Here is a 21,933-nt window from a genome sequence, read left to right on the forward strand (position 1 = left end):
CTGTACCTATAATCAATACAGCATCTACTATTCTTATTAAAAAAAGTTATTTAATGGCAAAAATCTAAGATTTATTCAATATAAACTCGTTTAATTACATTAAAATTTTCAGCTTTTACATTGACAAGAAAGCCTCCCTTCTGGATTTCACTTAAATCGAAAGTTCGTCTGGCATCAAAGTTAGGTACTGAGTAACTTTTAATTAGGGTTCCTCTTAGATTATAAATATCAACGACTGCATCTTGCAGGTCTTCTTGTGTTTCGATATTAATAATTGATTTGGGTGCTGGGTTAGGAAATACACTCATACCTTGTACAGATGGGTCAATTTTAAATCTATATCCACTTGAAAGTGGGGAATAACATCGTAATGTCCTTCCTGCCCCTAATTGATATAATATTGAACCTTTCACATTATAGACCCCTTCTGTCTTTGCTTTAATCACAACTGAAGTATTGGTCAATAATACATTATCTTTATACCACTCATATTTAGCATCAAAAAGTCCACTGGCAAGGGCTTCGAGTGTAAATGTACCTGTCTGTAAAACACTTATTCCAATTGGAGAAGGCTTAACTATTATTTCCAGTTCATCGGAAGAAGGCGAAATGCAGCCATTTTGGTCAATTGTTTTGACTGTGAAAAATCCAGAAGAAGTAATTGTCTGCTCTCTTGCAGTCTTAGCATTACTCCATTGATATGCTTGACTTTCTGGGGCAGAAATTCTGACATTATCACCATCACAAAAAGTAGTTGGCCCACTGGCAGTAATTAATGGTTTTGGAGGTAATGGATTAACTTTTATTGGGATAAAGTTAGACGAATTCTGACACCCAAAATCATTCCGTGCTGTTACTACATATTCTCCTGTTTTCGTGACGTTTATACTTGATGTTCTATCTCCTGTACTCCAAGTAATGCCATTAGTGACGTTTGAAATCAACCTCACCGATTTATCTGCACAAAATACAGTCGGACCATCAGCAGTTACAATTGGTTTTTCGGGTAATGGATTGACATTTATCTTAATACTTTGAGATATTCCTTCACAGCCAAATTCATTTTTTGCTCGAGCAAAATAATCTCCACTCCGATTTGCTGTAATTGAAATATTTGTTTCTCCGTTATTCCAAACAAGATTCCTTAATGTATTTGCTGTCAACTTTACTGATTTATCAGCACAGAATGTCGTTTCTCCTTCAGCTACAATTTTTACATCAGGCTTCGGTAAAATATCTACTGAAATACCATTAGATTTTGCAAAGCATCCTAAATAATTTACCTGACTAACAGTATAATTGCCTTTTTGATTAACTACAATCGACTTAGAACTCGCTCCTGTATTCCAAAAAATATCTTGGTCAACATTAGAAGTTAGTTTTACGCTCTCACCTTCACAAAAACTTGTAGCCCCTTCTGCTTGAATAGAAGGAGGATTTGTGACAGATAGAGAAGTATAATTAGCGAGAGGCGTGTAATAAACATTACCCAAATAATCAATCGCACGGCCACGATAAAATCCCGTATTAGTTTCTAAAGAAGCGGTATTGGCAATATCACTAAAACCGTTTGTCCAATAATACTCCTTAAAACCATTTGGCATAAAAATTTGCACGGGTTTCTGAGCATTTTCTGTATTACATCTTAAATCAAAAAAAAGTGTAGATGATGGTGGAATTGGATTGGCTTTTGCAAAAAAGTTTAAGTCAAGTTTACTATTCCAAGCTCGAGCCAAATCAACTAATCCACTTCCAAAGAAATGAACGCCATCTGTCCTGCCAAGAATTTGGTCGGTATCAGGGCCTTCAAATGTATTAGGATAATTTTGAATTACTTGGTTTTGAGCATCAATAACTGGCTGATATGTTCCTGAACTAACTCGACTAACTCGACTAATCATCCAACTTATATTTTTACCAGTATCACCTCTACTTCTTGAAATAATATATTCCAAATTCTGACGATATTTTTCAGTGCTTGTACGTTTATCATTATCTGTTTCTCCTTGATGCCAAAGAATCGAACGAACACCAAACATATTGGTATAGTAGTGTAGCGATTTCTTTAGGTTTTCGTATGGATACCCTGGTAAGGCAAAATTCCCAGAATAAAAGTCCTGACCTCGTTCACCATCAGCACTTTTACTCCACGCCTCAATACCCATTGCTTCAAAACCAGTATTGATGAACAATATAGGTACATTTAGTTTTTCAGCTAAAAGGTCGCCAAGTTTCCCCCAACACCAAGAACCATTTCCGAGTGGTGCTATCTTGACATTCTCGCTTAGTTGAGCAATAGTAGGAAAAGGGGGTTCGGTTATTTGACCATATGAGTAGAAATTTGTAATACAATTTACCCTATCATCATTGGCTGGAGGATTTCCTCGGTTTTCGTATCCTTGAGCATTTGATTGTCCTGAAACAATTAACACTTCGCCAATACCAACCTTTTCGATAGTCGAAGTGCCTACAACACTTCCTCCTCTTGAAGCACGTACCTCAAGTTTGTACCAGCCTGCCTGAGCAAAAATATTACCAATGAAAGTTCCAAAATTAGGATTTACAGCAATAGCAGTCCAGTCAACGGCATTACCACCAATGATAGGAGTCAGTCGTGCATCAATTCTTTCAACTCGGGTCTGAAACGTACCTGCAATAGGAATCATCCCTGTATTTGAGGAGTTTCTTTGAAAAACTGCCCTATTCACAGGAAATGTGATTGCCACTTGAGCAAAAACGGTTACATGCACCAAGAGAAATAAACTTAAAAAAGTTTTTTTCATGGCGAAATCATTAAATAAAGGTTCACTCAGATTATCAATCGGAGTTGTGTGTTTGAATTTTATTTTTAATCAATATGAAAATAGTGTGTAGGTTCAATACACAATTTATCTTTCTAAATTTTGCCAAATTAAATCCTTCAACTCATCAATTCCTTGATTAGTTGCAGCCGAGAAAAATACATAAGGTAAATCTTCGGGAATTTTGGCTTTTATTTTCTTGATTTGTTTTTCGTCAATTAAATCAATCTTCGAAATACTAAGCACTCTTTTTTTATCGAGTAATTCTGGATTATAAACTTTCAATTCTTTGAGTAGTGTTTTGTACTCTTTCATTGGATTTTCAGCATCGGCAGAAACCACAAACAGCAAAATTGAGTTTCTTTCGATGTGTCTTAGGAAGCGAAGCCCAAGACCTTTGCCTTCAGATGCACCTTCGATGATTCCAGGAATATCGGCCATTACGAACGATTTGAAATCACGATAGGCAACGACGCCAAGGTTAGGGGTTAAAGTTGTAAATGGATAATCGGCAATTTCTGGTTTAGCTGCCGATACCGTAGAAAGCAATGTTGATTTTCCAGCATTTGGGAAGCCTACAAGGCCCACATCTGCTAATACTTTTAGTTCTAAAATAATCCACAACTCTTGTCCAGAATCGCCAGATTGATGATATTCAGGAGCTTGATTAGTTGAATTTCTAAAGTGCCAGTTTCCCAAGCCACCTCTACCGCCTGGCAACAAAATAATTTGTTGCCCATCTTCGGTAACTTCCCCCATCACTTCTCCTGTTTCAGCATCACGTGCAATTGTTCCGAGCGGTACCTCAATGATTTCATCTTCACCTTGACGGCCTGACCTACGCCCGCCTTCACCTGCAACGCCATGCTGAGCTTTAATGTGTTTTTGGTATTTTAAGTGTAGAAGAGTCCAATATTGAGAATTTCCACGCAAAATTATGTGTCCACCTCTACCACCATCACCACCGTCTGGGCCACCATTAGGCACGTGTTTTTCACGTCTAAAATGCCTTGAACCAGCACCACCATTCCCTGAAACACAGTTTATTTTTACGTAATCAATAAAGTTACTCGTCATAGCTAAAATCAATATCTCAATGTACAATATAAGGACATTTTAAATGATATTTTACTTTAAAATGTCCTAAAACAAATACTCCAAAACAAGAGTATTTTCAATTATTTTGCTTCGTCAATTGCGGCACAAATCATGCCAAATATACTTTCCACTTCACCTATTCCATTGATTTTAACCACTTTACCTTGTTCTTGATAAAACGGTAAAACATGAATCGTTTTAGTAAAATACTCATCAATGCGTTTGATTAATTTATCCTCATCATCATCCGCTCTTCCACTTACTTTTTTTCTTTCGGCAATACGGTTTTTGATTTCAGCCTCAGTTACATCTAATTGTAATACTAAATCTATTTTTTGGCCTTTTCCTTCCAAAAATTTATCAAGTGATTCGGCTTGTGCAACTGTACGAGGAAAACCATCAAAAATAAATCCAGTTGCATCTGGGTTATTTTGAACTTCTTCCTCCAACATATCAATCGTAATAGAATCAGGTACTAATAATCCATCTGCCAAGATTTGTTTCACTTTTTGACCCAGTGCAGTATTTTGACTAATGTGCATTCTGAACATATCTCCAGTAGAAATATGGGCCAATTTGTATTTATCAATAATCTTTGCCGATTGAGTACCTTTTCCTGCACCTGGAGGACCGAATATTACTAAATTAAACATATTTGATTGGTTCTTAAACAATTAGGAGGTTTAGTTCTATAAAAAATCTTAGTTAAAAGAGTATTAACGGCAAAAATAAAAGCAATTTTTAGAAAATGTATCTTTTAATAGAAATAAATTATCATTTTGAAACAAAGAAGCCTAACTAAAATATAGTTAGGCTTCTTTAAAATATATTTTCTTACTTAGTTTTTAGGCTGAGCTCCACCATTAGGTGAGTTATTGTTTGGTGGCGTAGTACCACCTGCAGGAGGTGTAGTTCCACCATTAATGCTTTGCAATACTTGCTGAGCTTTTGTATTAGTTGGGTCGTACTTCAAAGCAAAATTCATGTATTCAGTTGCTTTGGCAGGGTTTTTCTCAACTAATAATGCTTTGTATCCTAAATAACCGTAAGCTTCTGAGAAATACTTAGCATTTTTCACATCTGCTTTCATTGCATCTGTCGAAACAGTTATATATTTTTCATATAACGGTGCTGCTGAGAATGTACTATCAACTGTATTTCCTAAAGCATATTGTTTTGCACGAGCCTTTTGAATATACGGGAACATCCATGTGTCTTTGTATAACTCAATAGCTTTTGAATAAACTGTATCTGCTTTAATGAAGTTTCTTGAACGCATATAAGCATCAGCTAAGTTATAATAGTCAGTTGCATTACCACCTTTTTTAGAGGTAGAAATATATTTCTCAAGACGTTCAGCAACTTTAGGCCAGTTTTTAGCTGCTTTATAGTTGTTTATGATAGCACCATTGTAATCAAAAGTAGAATCACCTTTCTCGATTGCAATATCCATGTTGATGATAGACAATGAATCGTTCAACTTCTTGTTTGCATCATCTTTGATACAAGCATAAGCACGACCTAACATACCCCAATCAGAAGCTAAATGACGCTCTTTTTCTGCCTTGTTCAAAAACTCTGTGATATTTTTTACAGCCTCAGCACACTCACCCTTCTCTGTTTGAATATAACCTTTCAAACGATATTTGATTGGGTCTTTTTCTGCATCAAAAATCTCATTTAGTACACTTAATGCACCATCATAATCTTTACTTGCAAATGCTAACTTAATGTAACGTAACTTTTCAGCAGCAGTGGCCTCACTTTTCTTCAATGCTAACAAAGCATTTTCTTTAGCTTTATTAAATTTACCGAAAGTTGTATATAGCAAACTCAAGTAATAATAAGCTGGTGCATATTCAGGGTCAGCAGCAATTGCTTCATTGAAAAACCCTTCAGCTTTTTGATATTGCTTACCTTGATACCATACACGGCCCATCAAAGTTTTGATTTTCGCTAATTTTTGGCCCATGTTAGCAGCATTTTCCAAAGCAGTCATGGCAGCACCACCGTCATTTTTAATCAAGTATGCTTTTGCCATTGCAATGTAATAATCAGGGTTGTTTTTTACTTTTTGTAAATCTAACGCTGCCTGAATATTTGTCACAGCTTCCGCTGGGTCGTTAACTTTTGCTGACAAAGAATAAGCTTCACCTATACGAAAAATCACATCTGCATTCTTATTTTTCGTATCTTTTTTAATTAAATCAAAATCAGCCTTCGCACCTGCTCTATCTCCCGATAATAATTTAACAGTTGCTAAACCAACACGATTCAATGGGTCTGGTTTCTTTGCATCTAAAGCCGTACCTTTAGTAAAGGCATCTTTTGCTTTTTCTAAGTCTGCCGAACTTACTTTTCCTTCTTCATCTTGTAAATTAAGATAGAAGTAGCCAAGATAATAATAGTTTTCTGCCGATGGAGCAGTTGATGCCAATTGCTTGAAAATGGTTTCAGCAGCATTGTATCGCTCAGCATCCAAATTTCTCAGTCCGTCCTGCACAGTTTGTGCCATTGTGTGGAACGACAACGTCAGTACAGCTACTGCTGCTACTGCCAAAGATTTCAAAATCTTGTTCATTTTCACTCTAAAAGTTAGGTTTACAGATTCTTGGTTTTAATTAAAAGTAAGCAAAGTTAAATAAAATGTCGTTTAGATAAAAAAATATTTTTATGCTTCTCTTTTTTATTCTTTTGCTATTTATTGTTTAGACAGTTTTTTGTTTGGAAAGTTATCAAAAAAAATGTTAATGTTTCGTTAATTAGCCTTCCTACATAACTTCCTAATTTTACCTATTATGGCAGTTTTCCAACTGGCTTTTTTTCTAATATTATTTCTCTTTCGTATATATAATATGGTAACAAACCAGATTTTTCAACAACTAACTGCCCTATATACGCACAACAGAATCTAATAAATGCACTTGTAAGACCATATCCTTTTTTGGTATGAAGAATTACTCTTCTTTCAAACGGATATTTTCTTGCTTTCAAACTGGCTGTTGTTGGCGTGTAATATTTATCTGGTGTTTTTGCATCCGAAATCCCAACCACGTGAATACTATTTATAAAACTTTGGCTTTTTGAATCATCAATATCGCTTATCCAGTTTCCACCAATTACACCAATGGCATTTTTATTTTTCTTGATATACTCAATCACGTCCTTATTACCATCTGCCGCAAAAATATTGGCTTTCTTTATGTCTTTTAAGCCCAATTTTTGAATCATGTAGTTTAAGTTACTTGAACTACTATTATCAAAAACCAACTTAATATCTGTTTTTTTCTGGCCTTCAAACATTTCTTTCAATTCTATAACTGAAAGATTTTTAATCGAACTTTCAGTATTACTAATGATAGCAACTCCATCAAGAGCCATTTTGGCTGGTAAATAAGGAATATTATTACTTGTATAAACTGCTTTTTCGCCTGGGGTTGCTTCACGAGTTACTATCGCAACATTAACCGAATCATTCATCATCAATGACATAGCTCTTTGCTCTGGCACATACACCACATTGAGTTTAGCTTTCGGATAATGGGCGTTATAGGCCATCACTTCTGCCTCTACAATTGGCTGCAATGATTCATCTGCAGCAATAGTAATCTCACCTTCATTAGGTAAATCTTGTTTTTCTTGTGAATTACACTGCCATAATGCAAGTGCTGTACACATCACAATAAGTATTCTTTTCATTATAAACTTCGGTGGTTAATACTTAAACGCTCAAATACTACAATTAATTGCCTAAAAATATTTAGATTATTTGCTAAATATATAATCACAAATATATTGCTATTATTTTCTTAAACAATACAAAAATCAAAAAATAAAATTTTCTTCAAAAATTTATACCAATAATAACATAGAATATGGTCACAAAAGTAAAAAAGCCACTTCCATTAACAGGAAGTGGCCTTCAATATTAAGCCAGTCAGAAGTTATAAACTGTTTTTGTAGGCATTATATGCTCCCCAACCTCTAAATATCCCATAGACAATGATTAAAACACTCATTATCATAGCGACACCATCAGATACTGGAAGAAGCGTACGCTTCATAAAAACATATATTCCCATTACAACATACGCAATAGCTGTAAATGCTCTGATATAAATTGTAATTTGACTGAAACCTTCTGGTTTTCGATTCTGCAACATTATTCAAGAACGAATGAAATTGGCATAGTAAAGAATACCCTTACGCTACGTCCATTTTGTTTACCAGGATTCCATTTTGGCATTGATTTCAATACACGTTGTGCTTCTTCATCACAACCAAAACCGATTCCTTTTAAAATCTGAACATCACCTAAGCTACCGTCTTTCTCAACAACGAATTTTGCAAAAACTTTTCCAGAAACGTTTGCTCTTTGAGCAGCCGATGGGTATTTAAGATTTTTACCAATAAAGGCATACATTTCTTTGATACCGCCTGGAAATTCTGGTTGTTGCTCAACTGTTGTAAAGATTTCATCTTCTTTAGGTTGCTCAATCTCAACGGCTTTTGGAGCTTCAACTACTGGAGGTGGAGCAGCTGCAATTTCATCAGACTCAACACCTTCTTTAGTTTCGTTTGAGATTACCGCTTTCTCAATCTGCTCAGCAGGTGGTGGCGGCTCTTCATTTTTTACCTCTTCATCTGGCTTTGGCTCAGGAGGTAAGAATTTGATTGTAGCAACTTCAGGTGGCTTTTGCTCTGGTGGTGGCGGTGGCGGAAGGTCAAGTGGTTTGTCTTCCACTTTCTCTTCTTTCAACTTAGCTAAGTCGATTTCTACCGCAACTTCTTTCTTTGCTTTCGGCGTGATTGACGCATAAAGCATTGGAGCACCCACAGCTGCCAAAAATGCAATCGAACCATACAAAAGTGAACGGTTGACCGTCTTTTTGTATGTCTTTCTTAGGTCATATGCTCCATAGGCCTTGTTACGGGTCTCGAACACCATGTCATCTAAGGTAACATTGACATTATTTTTAGGGTCCATATTTTTTTAATTTGTCATTAAATATCAACTACTTAACGAATGTACTTAATTACTGTTTTGGAGCAGCGATTTTCTGCTTGTAGATGTCCAACTCTTCTTTTGAAGGGTCAACGATTGCATAAAGGTCTGACTTTGTGATAGCCATCTCATCCAAAATATCTACTGTATTTTTATACGTTGCGTCATCAGTTGGTTTGATAACTACAGTAAATTTAGTTTGGTCAATTGCGTTAACTTTTGCCTTCAAAATAGCGGTACGAATACCGTCTTTAGAATAATCGGTTTCATTCAACAATTCAGGAGTCAAGTTCTTTGACGACTTTTGGTGATAGAAAATACGATTATCTTTGCCCATTATGATTGTAATCGTGTTTGATTCCTTGATTTCTGCCGTTTCAGGTGGTTTGTTTTGGTCCTTCTCCTTCTCTGGCATATTCAACTTCATCATATTAGGCTTGCTGAACGTCGTGGTGAAAACAAAGAATGTAATCAGTAAGAATCCTAAATCTACCATGGGAGTCATGTCAACTCTTGCGGAATGTTTCTTGGCCCGTACCTTACCATCACCTTTGCCACCACCACTGGAGGTGTCTATTTCTGCCATTGTTTTACAATGTTTAGATGATTCATTAAAATATTAATTAGGTGCGTTTTCAACACCAGTAATCAATTGAAACTTGTTAATATCTCTTTTACCAAGTTCGTTGAGTACTTGCTTAATAGCTGGATAATTAGTGGCTGCATCACCTCTAATTGCCAATTTAGCTGAAGGATTTACTTCTAATAAGTAAGTTGAAACCCAGTCACCTAATTCGCTTTTTGTACTATCGTTCGGAATACCTGCCATTACAACATTTAATTGGTCTTCTGGAGGCAAATTCAAATATTGCTTCAAGCCAGCAATACTGATACCGAAATCTGATAATTTTTCAAAGCTCTTTAAGTCAGTAGTGCTTACAGACACTCCGTACTTTTGGGCCATTCTTTGAAGTAATTCACCACGCTGTTTTGCATCTGCGATACCGAAATAGTATTTTCCTTTAGGGTCAATACTAATAGTAGCCACACCCGTTTCAGGGATTTTTGTTTGCGAAATTGACGAAGGTGTGTCAATTGTTACTGATTCTTGACCTTTGAACTGAGTAGTCATGATAAAGAACGACAATAACAAGAATGCCACGTCACACATCGCTGTCATATCCATGACAGGACTCTTTCGTTTTGGTTTTACTGCTGGCATAACTCCTTAATAATTTAGTTTATTTACAAATATAACGAAATTAAATTTAGATTGTTATCTAATTATATAATTTATTTTTAGACACAATCTTAAATCATCAGTTAAGATTAGTTATGAGCTGCAAAATTTTGTTGGATGCTCAAACCGATTTCGTCAATTTTGTAAGTCAAATCATCAATCTTAGATGTAAAGAAGTTATACATGATGATTGAGATAGCTGAAGTACCGATACCTAAGGCTGTGTTAATCAAGGCCTCAGAGATACCAGTTGCAAGAGCAGCTGCATCTGGGGCTCCACCACCAGCACCGAGAGCTGAGAACGCACGAATCATACCTAATACAGTTCCTAATAAGGCAATCAAAGTAGATACTGTTGCAAGCGTTGAAAGGATTGTAAGGTTTTTCTCTAACATTGGAAGTTCTAATGAAGTTGCTTCTTCTACTTCTTTTTGAAGAGCTGCTAATTTTTGTTCTTTATCTAAAGAAGCATCAGTTGTCAAAAGGCTGTATTTACCTAATGCAGTTTTTACTACATTGCCTACTGAACCTTTTTGTTTGTCGCACTCTTTGATTGCATCAGCAACGTTGTTTGAATCTAATAACGAACGAACTTTACGAACAAATGCGTCGATGTTACCTGTACCAGAAGCTTTGTTGATTGTAAAGAAACGCTCAATTGAGAATACTAATACGCAAAGGAAACAAGTCATCAAAATAGGCACGACAACACCACCACTGTGGATAAGGCCAAAGAAGTCACCTGGTTTTGGTTTGTGTTTTTCGGCATCAAGGAAGTGGCTTGAATCTCCTAAGATGAAAACGTAAGTTGCGATTGCAATTGCAAGAAGAACAGGGATTGTTAACGCTGGATTTAATCCACCACCAGTTGATTGTTTTGCTGCTGGTTTAGCTGCAGGGGCTGCTGTCTTTTTTTCCATTAGATTAGAAAATTTTAGGGTTTTAAAAAGTTAAAAATGTTTTTTTGTTAAATAAAAGTTTAAAAAATTAAAAAATCGAGCGATTTCAAAAGAAAATACTGCCAATCCAGATAAAGTATTATTTTTAATTTTTTGACAATTTTATAGAAAAACCGTGAAACAAAAAAGTATAAATACAATTAATTTTTAGTCAAAAAATGGTTTATTGAACTTTTCCAAGATTTTATTAGTATCAAATTGATACAATAGAAAGTCTTAACATTTTAGCTATCAAGTATTTAGCGGTATTTTTAATTAAGTTCAAATATACATATAACTAAAGTTTTCGTTGATATTTTTTTTTATTCTGAATTGTAAGATTTTAGCCCAAAATGCACTCAAAAGTCTTATTGTTTATTACTATCTACTTTAATTCGGTCTTCTCGGTTTACTAACTCCCATGCTGTTTGGAATACTAAACGTGTGATTTGCTGATATTTCGGAAAAAGTATTTTTTCAACGTCATCACCTGGTCGGTGGTAGTCTTCGTGTACACCTGTGAAATAAAAAATTACAGGAATTTTATTTTTAGCGAAATTATAATGGTCAGAACGATAGTAAAAACGGTTAGGGTCTTTAGGGTCATTGAATGTATAATCTAATTCATAATTGATGTATTTCTTATTAACATCTTCGCTTATTTGGTGTAATTCTGACGATAATTTATCTGAACCAATCAAGTAAACGTATTCTTCTTTTGGTGCGTGCTGCTTATCAATTCGACCAATCATGTCAATGTTCAAATCACAAACTGTTTTAGCCAATGGAATGATTGGGTCTTTGTCTGTATAATATTGTGAGCCAAGTAGGCCTTTCTCTTCACCTGTTACGGTCATAAACAAAATACTACGACGTGGACCATTACCTGCGGCTTTTGCCTTAGCAAATGCTTCGGCAATTTCGAGTACAGCACATGTACCTGAGCCATCATCATCTGCTCCATTATGAATCTGTCCGTTTTGAATTCCTACGTGGTCGTAGTGAGCTGTAATCAATACTACTTCATCTTTTTTATCAGTACCCTCCATAAAACCCAAAACGTTTTGTGTTTCAACTGGTACTTCTCCCCTCTCGGCTTTTACCGAAACCGTTGAAGGTTTTATCTTACTTGCTAAACTTTCTTTCTTATCACTGATTTCTTCAATAATTTTAGTCAGCTTATTTGACTTCACATCGAGCATTTCGGCGGCCATTTCTTGAGAGACGAAGAAAGTTGGGTTTGAGGTTGCTTTTTCGGCAGTTGTAGAAGCATTAAAACTCAATTGATTGAATCTCGATAAAACAGCTTTACGCTCTGCTGCCAGTGATGTAAATTTTTGAGCATCGGTTGCTGAAATTACGAAAAACATTTTTGCTCCATGATTCAACGCAATATTGATTTTCTTTTGAAGTCCTGCTCTTTCAACCCAATCTGACTTTTCATCAGCTTTTGTGAATAAGTATTTACCTTCTTTATCTTTTGGTTCGCCATCAAAAAAAACTACGGCTTTGCCTTCTACATTTATATCTTTATAATCATTATAGCCATCCTGTTCGATTCCATAGCCGACAAAAACAACCGACATTGATTGTTCGTCGGGAATACTCGTGAGACCATTCGGATAATAATCTTTAAAGAACTCTTTCTTTTTATTACCTATCTTTATATAGGCATCTTTCCAACCTTTCTGATATAGATTAAATTTTTGGTAATATCCTTTGCTACCATCTTTTTGTGGTGCAATGGCTTGTAAACCCAAATCAGAAAAATGCTTTGAGATATAAGCCGCAGCTTTTCGTTGGCCTTCTGAACCTGTATCACGACCTTCGAGGCTATCGGAAGCAATGTAAGTAAGGTGTTTTTTTAAGTCTTGTGCTGAAATTGTGGATGCAAATTCGGTTGATTTGTCTTGTGCAAAAAGACCTGAATAAATGAACAATGATAAAAACAGCGTTTTTTTCATGAATAATGGTTGGTTTGTTGAAAATAATTTCAGTAAAATTAATGTTTTTCAAATTAGAAGTCATGTTTTACTCATAATTTTGCTCAAATTACTTTTTCTGAATAAATGACTAAAGAGCAAGTTTTAAAAAAATATTTTGGTTACGATAAGTTCCGTCCACTACAAGCTGACATAATTGATACAATTTTGGCGAAACAAGATTGTATGGTGCTAATGCCCACGGGTGGTGGCAAGTCTATTTGTTTTCAAGTACCTGCTTTGGTGATGGAGGGAATAACTTTGGTTATTTCTCCTCTAATTGCATTGATGCAAGACCAAGTGCAGTCATTAAAAGCTAACGGTGTACCTGCGGCATTTATGAATAGTACGCTTTCGATGGTTGAATTGCGTACGATTGAAGAACAATGTAAGTCGGGAGAATTGAAACTACTGTATATTTCGCCCGAAAAACTTTTCTCGAATAATTATTTAGGATTTATCAAAACCTTGAATGTTAATCAGATTGCCATTGATGAATCGCATTGTGTTTCGAACTGGGGACATGATTTCAGACCAGAATACATTCAATTAAAGGTTTTAAAAGAAGCTTTTCCGAGTGTTCCGATGGTTGCCTTGACCGCAACAGCTGACAAAGTAACGAGAAAAGATATTTTGACTCAGTTAGGTATTCCTGATGCTCAAATTTTCATTTCTTCTTTTGATAGACCGAATCTTAGTTTGGCGGTACTTCCTGGTAGAAACCGACTCAAAATCATTCATGAGTTTATAGCCAAACGTCCGTATCAGTCGGGTATCATTTATTGTTTGAGCAGAAAAAACACTGAAGAGGTTGCTGAAGGCCTTCGCAAATTAGGTCTCCGTGCCATGCACTATCATGCGGGTGTGGATGCACAAACTCGCTCGGAAGTGCAAGTTGCTTTTATAAAAGATGAGATTCAGGTAATTGTGGCCACGATTGCTTTCGGAATGGGCATTGACAAATCAAACGTAAGATTTGTGATTCATTATAGTCTGCCATCGAATGTAGAAAGTTATTATCAAGAAATCGGTCGAGCAGGGCGTGATGGTATGAAGTCTGATACCTTGCTCTTTTATAGCTTTGGCGATATTATTACTCGCAAAGAGATGATTCAGAAATCGGAATTACCCGATGAAATGAAAGAAGTACAGTTTGCGAAACTCGACCGTATGAAACAATATGCCGAATCGGAGATTTGTCGTAGAAGAATTTTGCTAAGTTATTTTAACGAAGAAGCCCAAAACGATTGTGGAAACTGCGATGTTTGCCATAATCCTCCGAAAAAGTTTGATGCGACTATTTTTGCACAAAAAGCTTTATCGGCAGTTGCTCGTGCAGAAGAAAAAGTTGCGATGGGACTGCTCATTGATATTTTGCGAGGTGCACAAAACCGAGCCATTTATGAGCGTGGCTATCAGAACCTCAAAACTTTTGGTGTAGGGAAGGAACTGAAATACGAAGAGTGGGCCGATTACATTACGCAACTACTCAATTCGGGAGTTATTGACATTGCTTATGACGAAAGACACGCTTTAAAACTCAACTCGGTATCGTGGCAGGTGCTTAAAGGCGAACGAAAAGTTGATTTAGTAAGATTTGAGGCTTACGATGTAAAACGTGCGAGATTAGACGAAGAAGCACCAAAAGAAAAATCGAAGAAAGAGGTTATTAAAGATGCTTTGTTTGAGAAGTTACGCATTTTGCGTAAGAAAATTGCCGATGAGCAGAATGTGCCGCCATTTGTGATTTTCTCTGATGCGACGCTTTCGGACATGGCTCAGAAACGGCCAATCAATCGTTTTCAGATGATGGCAGTTTCGGGTGTTGGTGAGCAGAAATTCAGACAATATGGCGATGAGTTTATCAATGAGATATTGTCGTTTACAGGGCAAAACCCAGGTATTGGGCGAGCAAAACAGGAAAAAGGAATGACATTTTTAGAAACCTTTGAAATGTATAAAGCAGGAATGTCGCTCGAAGAAATGGCAGCCAAACGCTCACTTAATCCTGTTACGATTGTGAGTCATTTAGTAAAACTCTATCAAGATGGCCAAGATATTGACCTTAAACAATATATTGCCACCTATGAATATAATCAAATCATTGCCGAAGCCATGAAATTGAATATTCAGAAAGGTGATGCAATCAAACCGCTTTTTGAAGCACTCGAAGGAGTTTATGATTATGCTAAGCTAAGAATTGCTTTAGCCTTATGGGAAAAATAGTACAACGTTTACCAAATAAATCGTTTTGTACTTTTTAAGCAGATAATACAATGAAGAAAATATTATTGATAGAAGATGAAATAAATGTGGTTAGCTTCATAAAAAAGGGCTTAACTGAAGAAAACTTTGAGGTTTCGGTGGCTCTTGATGGGAACAGCGGCATTCAGATGGCTTCTGATAATGATTTCGATTTGATTATTTTAGATATTATGCTTCCCGACACCAACGGTATTGAAGTCTGTAAGATTCTGCGAAATAAAAGTATCCAAACACCAATTTTGTTTCTGACGGCTCTAAACACAGCCGATAATATCGCACTCGGTCTTAACTCAGGAGCAGATGATTATCTGGCAAAACCGTTTAAATTTATAGAACTGGTGGCAAGAATCAAGGCATTGCTTCGTAGAAGTTCGTCCGCTGGTAATGAGATAAAAAGTAAAGAAAATATCTACACGATTGCCAATCTCAGAATGGATGATGATGCCAAAACAGTTGAACGCAATGGCGAATTTATATCGCTCACCGCTACCGAATATCGATTGCTATTTACACTCATAAAAAACAAAGGGCGAGTATTATCAAGAGTCGATTTGCTTGAAAGTGCTTGGGATATTAACTTTAATTTGGCTACCAATGTAGTAGATGTTTACATCAATTATCTACGCAAGAAAATAGATTCAAACTACGAACCCAAACTGGTGCATACAGTCATTGGAATGGGATATGTATTGAAGGAAGCATGAAAACTCAATTAAAAATAGCATTGGTACTTATCCTGACAAACGTAATAATGCTATTACTTTTGGGTGGGAGCATTTACTATTTTTTATACAATTATTCGTACACTGACTTTTATAAACGCTTAGAAACTCGGGCGAAGATTTCAGCAAAATATAATTATGATGCCGATAAAATTGATGCACAGTCGTTTAAGAAAATCAGAGATGAAAATCTTGAAAAGCTGAGCGAAGAAAGGGATTATCGTTTCGAGGTTAAATCGGAGGACGATTTATCAATTATAGCTCAAAAAACGACTTTACCGCTCGGTTTTTTGAAAGAAATTCTAAACAAAGCAAAATCGACACTTCAAGTAAACGAAACCTTTTACACAGGTATCAGATATAATAGTAATGATAGACAATATATCGTAATTGTTTCTGCCAAAAATTACTATGCTTCGCATCACCTTATTTTCATGCGAAATATCATCTTGGTTGCGTTTTTTCTAATAGTTATTTTCATTACTTCACTTTCATTCTATTTTTCCAAACATATTTTTGACCCAATCAAAAACATTACTGATAGTGTAAGACAAATCAGTACGGACAATATTCATCAACGAATCGAGGAAAAGTATAATGATAACGAAATTAGTCAGCTTATTTCGACATTTAATGACCTACTGAATAGACTGGAAACGGCTTTTGAAACACAAAAAAACTTTGTGAGTAATGCTTCGCACGAATTTGGGACTCCGCTCACTTCAATTATGGGTGAAGCCGAAGTTATGCTCATGAAAGAACGCACACCCGAAGAATACCAACAATCATTAAATAGTATTTTAGGTCAAGCAGAACGCCTCAATCAGATTACACAAACTTTGCTTTATTTGGCTCAAACAGGGTATAGCAATAAAAAGGTAAATTTTGAGATTTTGCGTACGGATGAACTCTTGTGGCAAGCCAAAGGAATTATTGATAAACTAAACCCGAAAAATAATATTATTATTGATTTTAGTCTTTTACCCGAAAATCCATTCAAACTTAAAGTAATGGGTAATAAGCAACTTTTATCACTTGCATTTACGAATCTACTGAGCAATGCCTGTAAATATTCAAATAATAAACCCGTAAATGTGAGTATCGCTTCGAGCGACAATCAAGTATTTTTGATTATCAAAGACCAAGGCATTGGGATTCCTGAATCAGAAATGCAGTTTATCTATGACCCATTTTTTAGGGCCTCAAACACTCGACATTTCGAGGGCTATGGTATCGGGCTTCCACTATCTCGGAATATCATTAAGATTCACAACGGGTTGCTGTTTGTTTCTTCGGTTGTCAACGAAGGAACTACTGTTCAAATCAAACTTCCTCTGGCAAATATTCAAAAATATTGAATAGTCCACGGTCGGCAACCTATAGTAAACTTCTAAAAAGTTGTAATTGCTACCAAAATGCCCAATTTTAACAAATCTTAAAATTCTAATCCGATTTTAATCTACCTCTTAGGCTTCTCTTATCTGCTTAGAAGAGTTTTGCACTTTAATTTTTAACATTCAAAAAGTTAAAGTATGGCCTCAAAAATTTTAATACCCATAGATTTTCATGTAGAATCATTGAATACCCTCAAACTGGCAATGAATCATTTAGAAACTTATGAAGTCGATGTGGTTCTGATGTATGCAGAAGATTTGGATAACTCTATTACTGAACTACTATTCTACAACCCAAAGAAGATTATTGAATCTCATAGGACTAATGAATTTGACGAAGCCATTTCTATTCTGAAGAACAGATTCGAAACTCGAATTCGGTCAATTAGTTATGCAATATTTCACGGGTATAGAGTGAGATTAATTGAAGATTTCATGAAATCTAAAGAAATTGACGATATTTATTTACCGAAAAGTTACCAACTACAAATGCCCAAAAAAGGATTTGACCCCATTCCACTTATTAAAAAATCTAAACTCCACTATAAAGAACTCGATTGGGAAGCGGGTGTTTATGATTCAGAAGAATTACAACTCAATGCACTTTTTATTTATTGAAATTCTACCAAATAAATTGCCACGAATGATAAATTCGTGGCAATTTAGTATAACTCAGAAAATTATGCTATTTATAGCCTTCGGCTTGCAAATAAAATAATTCGGCATATCGACCATTTTTCTCCAAAAGTTCTTCGTGCGTACCGATTTCGAGCAGATTTCCTTTATCGAGTACCAAAATTCGGTCGGCCATTCTTACCGTAGAAAATCTATGTGAAATCAGAATGGCAGTTTTTCCTTTCGTGAGTTCGGCGAAACGTCGGAAAACTTCATATTCAGCACGGGCATCGAGAGCAGCTGTTGGTTCATCTAAAATCAGAACTTCTGCTTCACGAAGATATGCTCTTGCCAATGCAACTTTCTGCCATTCACCACCCGAAAGTTCAATTCCTTTAGAAAACTTACGTCCCAGAGGTTGGTCGTATTTAAGTGGTAATTTTTCAATAACAGTATCGGCCAAACTTTGGTGAGCCGCTCTTTCGAGTTCGGGCAGTTCTTCACGAGATTCAATATCTCCTACTGCAATGTTATCGCCCGCAGTAAAATTGAACTTCTGAAAATCTTGAAAAATCACGCCGATATGCTCACGCAATTCTACCAAATTATAATCCTTCAAATCGACACCATCGAGCAGGATTCGACCTTCATCTGGGTCGTATAATCTTGCCAGCAATTTCACTAAAGTTGTCTTTCCTGAGCCATTTTCACCAACCAAAGCCAGCTTCTCTCCTACTTTCAATACAAAATTTAGATTTCTATTTGCCCATTTATCAGAATTTGGGTACTTAAAACCAACATTTTCAAAATTAAATCCTTCTCGGATTGGACTGGGAAATGGTTTGGCTTGAACTGGAGAAACAATCTGTGGCTCAATTTGATAAAACTCAAACAAATCATTGAGGTATAAAGCACCCTGCGAAATACTGGTAAATCGCCCCAAAATACCCTCCAACAATGACTTTAACTGACGAAACGAACCCGCCAAAAAAGTTAGGCTACCTATTGTTACGATTCCCTTGACAGTATCAACAATAATTAGAGTGTATGCACCAAAATACCCCAAAGTTCCGATTGCCACCAACAAACTTCCCCACGAAGCACGCTCAATGGCAAGTTTCTTATTTTCCTTAAAATATCGGTCTGATAAACTTTTGAATCGCTCAATTATAAAATCCGAAAGCCCGAAAAGTTTTACTTCTTTGGCAGTTTCATCACTCGCACCAATAAAACGATAATAATCTAATTCTCGGCGTTGGGGAGTCCAGCCTCTTTGGAGCGAATAACTTTTTGCATTGAAATGCCACTCGCCAATAAACGAAGGAATTACCGAAACCAAAAGCAAGACAATCAACCACGGGTTAAAAGTTACAAGTCCGACAAGCAAAAGCCCCATCGTAATGGCATCTTGACCTTGTGCTAAAATCTGCGATAAAAGTGCCGTTCGGCCATTGGTTTGCTGTCTGGCACGCTCAAGTTTATCATAAAAAGTAGCGTTTTCAAACTGAGCTAAATCAAGCGAAACAGCGTGTTTCATTAGTTTTATTGACGTCCTGTTCGCAAATAAATCACCTAAAAGACTATCAGTCAAAGCAATGCCACGAGAAAGCAAATCACTGATAATCATTAACCCAAACTCTGCCGCAATCAATAAATAGATTTGATTGAGGTTATCTGATTTGGTGGAACTCAAAACCAAAACTTCATCAATGATAAGTTTACCTATATATAATATTGAAATCGGAATTGCCGAACGCAACAATCGTAAAATTGTATTGCTGATGGTCAAAGCGGGCGAGGTCAGATAGACTTCACGCAAAAAAGCAGGTAAATTCCCCAGTGCTTTTAGGCGTTCTTTGATATTAGGTTTTGTTTCATCAAAATTTAACGGGACTCTTGCCATAGATTTCGTATGTGATACTTTATGAACTAACAGCGAGAATTATACTTTGGGTTCAGTCAAAATATTTTAATCAATAAATCAGGCGTCAATATTTATGTTTTTTTGCAAATAAATCTTTCTTTTGTACCAAAATGAAAAAATTACCCTTCGATACTGACCAAGAACTCCTTGCCGATATTGCCAACGGCGATAGTCGAGCTTTTGAGATTTTGTATCGAAGATACTTTTCTAAGCTCTACGGAGCGGCTTACAAAAGGCTCCAAGATAGAGAACTTACCGAAGAAGTTGTACAAGAATTATTTGTTTCGCTTTGGGAACGACGCACTACACTTCCCATCGAAAATATCGAAAGCTACTTATTTTCTTCAATAAAATACCTTGTGATTGCCCAATTCAAAAAGAACAGTTTGTTTGAAAAATATTCATCAACCCTCGATGCTACTGAAAATGATGATAATTTTACAGAACAAGCCGTTGCTTTTGACGAGTTGAACCAAGCGTATCAAGAAGCTCTTCAACTGATTCCTGAAAAATGCCGAGAAGTCTTTTTACTGAAACGTAGTGGACTATCGCAGAGAGAAATATCAGAAAGGCTCGATATTTCGGAGAAAACCGTTGAAAATCAAATGACAAAAGCCCTCAAAATTCTTCGTGAGGCTTTGAAAGACTACACTGCACTCCTTATTCTTTTCCTTCTCGAAAACATTTTATAATTATTTCAAAAAATAATTACACTTTTTTTATTTCTTGTATAGGGGAAAACCTCTACTTGTTTCACTTAGTCTATGAAAGCAAAACGAAAACGGAACCCCGCACCGATGATACTAAACAAAGAAATAATTGAACGATTTTTGAATAACAAAAGCACTCAACAAGAGCGTGAGCTAATTGAGGCGTGGTATTATTCGTTTGAAAAAAATCTTGATGGAATTAGCCAACTGACAGATGAAGAGCAACTTCATTTAGAAAATGAACTTTATCTGAAAATCAAAGAAAAAATTTCACCAGTCGAAAAAACACCTGCACGACAAATCAACTGGGTTTGGTATTTGAGCGGTGCCGCAGCTATGTTATTATTGGCTTTTGGACTTTGGACTTATAACAAATCCACCAAAAATATTCAAACCATAAGTGGAGTTCCATTTTCAGGTTGGGCAAAATACGAGAATGTTTCTGCCAAAGAATTGAAAGTTACTTTACCCGACGGCAGTTTAGTGGTCTTACAACCAAAAACACAACTCTCTTATAATCAATCAGATACAAAATTCAGAGAAGTAAATCTAACAGGCGAAGCATTCTTCGATGTGATGCACGATGCCACTCGACCGTTTTTGATTTACACAGGCAAAATGACGACAAAGGTATTAGGTACAAGTTTTTCAATAAAGGCTTTTCCGAGTATGAAAAAATCAGAGGTTTCGGTCGTGTCAGGAAAAGTAACGGTTTATGAAAAAGATGCTGAAAGCAAACACAGCAATGGCGTGATACTTACCCCTAACCTTAAAGTAACTTTTTTTGATGAAGAAGAGCATTTTGTAACAGGATTGGTCGAAAAACCAGAAGTATTACCCTCAATTAAAAAAGAAAATATAAGTTTCAATTTTAAAGATGCCCCGCTTAATGAGGTTTTGACGACACTCGAAAAAGCCTACGGCATTGAGATGGTTTTAGAAAACGAGTCGCTTGGCAACTGTACGCTCAATGGAGATTTGAGCGAAATGCCACTTTTCACAAAGCTCGACATCATCACCCGCTCACTCAATGCCACCTACCAAGTAAAAGGTACAAGTATTTTGGTCAGTGGTGCGGGGTGCGAATAACACAAGAATTTATATTTTAAAACTTCATAAATAAAGCCCAAAAACAAAATTCAACAAAAAAGCCGAGAGTGCTGGAAACACTTTCGGCTCAAAATCACCTCAGTTTCATCGCCAAATGTCAGCTGAGGCAACACATTCAGTTTAGTTAAT

The 21,933-nt window shown here is 36.1% G+C and carries 18 protein-coding genes; 6 read left to right on the plus strand and 12 right to left on the minus strand.

The features are described 5' to 3' along the window. Window positions 1-71: 71 nt before the first annotated feature. The 11 genes from IEX65_RS12510 to IEX65_RS12560 form a co-directional block, all read right to left on the minus strand. Complete coding sequence (locus IEX65_RS12510; protein WP_188766403.1) at window positions 72-2,783, minus strand: sialate O-acetylesterase; 2,712 nt, start codon at window positions 2,781-2,783, stop codon at window positions 72-74. Between the two features lie 105 nt (window positions 2,784-2,888). Next, window positions 2,889-3,878 (minus strand): GTPase ObgE, encoded by a 990-nt coding sequence (gene obgE, locus IEX65_RS12515; RefSeq protein ID WP_188766404.1) that lies wholly within the window; start codon window positions 3,876-3,878, stop codon window positions 2,889-2,891. Between the two features lie 101 nt (window positions 3,879-3,979). Next, window positions 3,980-4,552: an adenylate kinase gene (locus IEX65_RS12520; RefSeq protein ID WP_188766405.1), complete on the minus strand. Its 573-nt coding sequence runs from the start codon at window positions 4,550-4,552 to the stop codon at window positions 3,980-3,982. A gap of 185 nt (window positions 4,553-4,737) precedes the next feature. Further along, on the minus strand, window positions 4,738-6,480 hold the full coding sequence (locus IEX65_RS12525) for a tetratricopeptide repeat protein (protein WP_188766406.1): 1,743 nt from the start codon (window positions 6,478-6,480) through the stop codon (window positions 4,738-4,740). Between the two features lie 215 nt (window positions 6,481-6,695). Next, window positions 6,696-7,598, minus strand: a complete 903-nt coding sequence (locus IEX65_RS12530; protein ID WP_188766407.1) for a PstS family phosphate ABC transporter substrate-binding protein — start codon at window positions 7,596-7,598, stop codon at window positions 6,696-6,698. Window positions 7,599-7,843: 245 nt separating this feature from the next. Continuing rightward, on the minus strand, window positions 7,844-8,062 hold the full coding sequence (locus tag IEX65_RS12535; RefSeq protein ID WP_188766408.1) for a hypothetical protein: 219 nt from the start codon (window positions 8,060-8,062) through the stop codon (window positions 7,844-7,846). Then, window positions 8,062-8,886 (minus strand): energy transducer TonB, encoded by an 825-nt coding sequence (locus IEX65_RS12540; RefSeq protein WP_188766409.1) that lies wholly within the window; start codon window positions 8,884-8,886, stop codon window positions 8,062-8,064. The genes IEX65_RS12535 and IEX65_RS12540 overlap by 1 nt, the downstream gene beginning before the upstream one ends. Window positions 8,887-8,935: 49 nt before the next feature. Continuing rightward, the gene (locus IEX65_RS12545; protein ID WP_188766410.1) at window positions 8,936-9,490 is read right to left on the minus strand and encodes a biopolymer transporter ExbD; all 555 of its coding nucleotides are present in this window, start codon (window positions 9,488-9,490) and stop codon (window positions 8,936-8,938) included. Between the two features lie 33 nt (window positions 9,491-9,523). Continuing rightward, the gene (locus IEX65_RS12550) at window positions 9,524-10,126 is read right to left on the minus strand and encodes an ExbD/TolR family protein (RefSeq protein WP_188766411.1); all 603 of its coding nucleotides are present in this window, start codon (window positions 10,124-10,126) and stop codon (window positions 9,524-9,526) included. A gap of 107 nt (window positions 10,127-10,233) precedes the next feature. Then, the gene (locus IEX65_RS12555) at window positions 10,234-11,064 is read right to left on the minus strand and encodes a MotA/TolQ/ExbB proton channel family protein (RefSeq protein WP_188766412.1); all 831 of its coding nucleotides are present in this window, start codon (window positions 11,062-11,064) and stop codon (window positions 10,234-10,236) included. 386 nt (window positions 11,065-11,450) lie between these two features. Beyond that, window positions 11,451-13,046, minus strand: coding sequence for a M28 family peptidase (locus IEX65_RS12560; RefSeq protein WP_188766413.1), 1,596 nt, complete (start codon window positions 13,044-13,046; stop codon window positions 11,451-11,453). A gap of 105 nt (window positions 13,047-13,151) precedes the next feature. Between IEX65_RS12560 and recQ the strand changes: the two genes are divergently transcribed. From recQ to IEX65_RS12580, 4 genes are all read left to right on the plus strand, one after another. Further along, on the plus strand, window positions 13,152-15,290 hold the full coding sequence (recQ, locus tag IEX65_RS12565; protein WP_188766414.1) for a DNA helicase RecQ: 2,139 nt from the start codon (window positions 13,152-13,154) through the stop codon (window positions 15,288-15,290). A gap of 50 nt (window positions 15,291-15,340) precedes the next feature. Continuing rightward, window positions 15,341-16,033: a response regulator transcription factor gene (locus tag IEX65_RS12570; RefSeq protein ID WP_188766415.1), complete on the plus strand. Its 693-nt coding sequence runs from the start codon at window positions 15,341-15,343 to the stop codon at window positions 16,031-16,033. Next, window positions 16,030-17,409 (plus strand): sensor histidine kinase, encoded by a 1,380-nt coding sequence (locus IEX65_RS12575; RefSeq protein WP_188766416.1) that lies wholly within the window; start codon window positions 16,030-16,032, stop codon window positions 17,407-17,409. The genes IEX65_RS12570 and IEX65_RS12575 overlap by 4 nt, the downstream gene beginning before the upstream one ends. Window positions 17,410-17,583: 174 nt before the next feature. Next, window positions 17,584-18,063, plus strand: coding sequence for a putative universal stress family protein (locus tag IEX65_RS12580; RefSeq protein ID WP_188766417.1), 480 nt, complete (start codon window positions 17,584-17,586; stop codon window positions 18,061-18,063). A gap of 67 nt (window positions 18,064-18,130) precedes the next feature. On the opposite strand, the gene IEX65_RS12585 is transcribed toward IEX65_RS12580, so the two are convergent. Next, complete coding sequence (locus IEX65_RS12585; protein ID WP_188766418.1) at window positions 18,131-19,963, minus strand: ABC transporter ATP-binding protein; 1,833 nt, start codon at window positions 19,961-19,963, stop codon at window positions 18,131-18,133. 131 nt (window positions 19,964-20,094) lie between these two features. On the opposite strand from IEX65_RS12585, the gene IEX65_RS12590 reads away from it, so the two are divergent. Together IEX65_RS12590 and IEX65_RS12595 are read left to right on the plus strand one after the other, a co-directional pair. After that, complete coding sequence (locus IEX65_RS12590; protein ID WP_188766419.1) at window positions 20,095-20,676, plus strand: RNA polymerase sigma factor; 582 nt, start codon at window positions 20,095-20,097, stop codon at window positions 20,674-20,676. Between the two features lie 105 nt (window positions 20,677-20,781). Then, window positions 20,782-21,783 carry a FecR family protein gene (locus tag IEX65_RS12595; protein WP_188766420.1) on the plus strand — a complete coding sequence of 334 codons (1,002 nt, stop codon included), beginning with the start codon at window positions 20,782-20,784 and terminating at the stop codon, window positions 21,781-21,783. The last annotated feature ends 150 nt before the right edge of the window (window positions 21,784-21,933 follow it).

It is taken from the genome of Emticicia aquatilis, from assembly GCF_014644295.1.
In the GTDB taxonomy this organism is placed as follows: Bacteria; Bacteroidota; Bacteroidia; order Cytophagales; family Spirosomataceae; genus Emticicia; species Emticicia aquatilis.

Excerpts from the sequence above, each read along its gene's own strand:
- IEX65_RS12510 (WP_188766403.1), bottom strand. The coding sequence starts at position 2,783 with ATGAAAAAAACTTTTTTAAGTTTATTTCTCTTGGTGCATGTAACCGTT.
- obgE (WP_188766404.1), bottom strand. The coding sequence starts at position 3,878 with ATGACGAGTAACTTTATTGATTACGTAAAAATAAACTGTGTTTCAGGG.
- IEX65_RS12520 (WP_188766405.1), bottom strand. The coding sequence starts at position 4,552 with ATGTTTAATTTAGTAATATTCGGTCCTCCAGGTGCAGGAAAAGGTACT.
- IEX65_RS12525 (WP_188766406.1), bottom strand. The coding sequence starts at position 6,480 with ATGAACAAGATTTTGAAATCTTTGGCAGTAGCAGCAGTAGCTGTACTG.
- IEX65_RS12530 (WP_188766407.1), bottom strand. The coding sequence starts at position 7,598 with ATGAAAAGAATACTTATTGTGATGTGTACAGCACTTGCATTATGGCAG.
- IEX65_RS12535 (WP_188766408.1), bottom strand. The coding sequence starts at position 8,062 with ATGTTGCAGAATCGAAAACCAGAAGGTTTCAGTCAAATTACAATTTAT.
- IEX65_RS12540 (WP_188766409.1), bottom strand. The coding sequence starts at position 8,886 with ATGGACCCTAAAAATAATGTCAATGTTACCTTAGATGACATGGTGTTC.
- IEX65_RS12545 (WP_188766410.1), bottom strand. The coding sequence starts at position 9,490 with ATGGCAGAAATAGACACCTCCAGTGGTGGTGGCAAAGGTGATGGTAAG.
- IEX65_RS12550 (WP_188766411.1), bottom strand. The coding sequence starts at position 10,126 with ATGCCAGCAGTAAAACCAAAACGAAAGAGTCCTGTCATGGATATGACA.
- IEX65_RS12555 (WP_188766412.1), bottom strand. The coding sequence starts at position 11,064 with ATGGAAAAAAAGACAGCAGCCCCTGCAGCTAAACCAGCAGCAAAACAA.
- IEX65_RS12560 (WP_188766413.1), bottom strand. The coding sequence starts at position 13,046 with ATGAAAAAAACGCTGTTTTTATCATTGTTCATTTATTCAGGTCTTTTT.
- recQ (WP_188766414.1), top strand. The coding sequence starts at position 13,152 with ATGACTAAAGAGCAAGTTTTAAAAAAATATTTTGGTTACGATAAGTTC.
- IEX65_RS12570 (WP_188766415.1), top strand. The coding sequence starts at position 15,341 with ATGAAGAAAATATTATTGATAGAAGATGAAATAAATGTGGTTAGCTTC.
- IEX65_RS12575 (WP_188766416.1), top strand. The coding sequence starts at position 16,030 with ATGAAAACTCAATTAAAAATAGCATTGGTACTTATCCTGACAAACGTA.
- IEX65_RS12580 (WP_188766417.1), top strand. The coding sequence starts at position 17,584 with ATGGCCTCAAAAATTTTAATACCCATAGATTTTCATGTAGAATCATTG.
- IEX65_RS12585 (WP_188766418.1), bottom strand. The coding sequence starts at position 19,963 with ATGGCAAGAGTCCCGTTAAATTTTGATGAAACAAAACCTAATATCAAA.
- IEX65_RS12590 (WP_188766419.1), top strand. The coding sequence starts at position 20,095 with ATGAAAAAATTACCCTTCGATACTGACCAAGAACTCCTTGCCGATATT.
- IEX65_RS12595 (WP_188766420.1), top strand. The coding sequence starts at position 20,782 with ATGATACTAAACAAAGAAATAATTGAACGATTTTTGAATAACAAAAGC.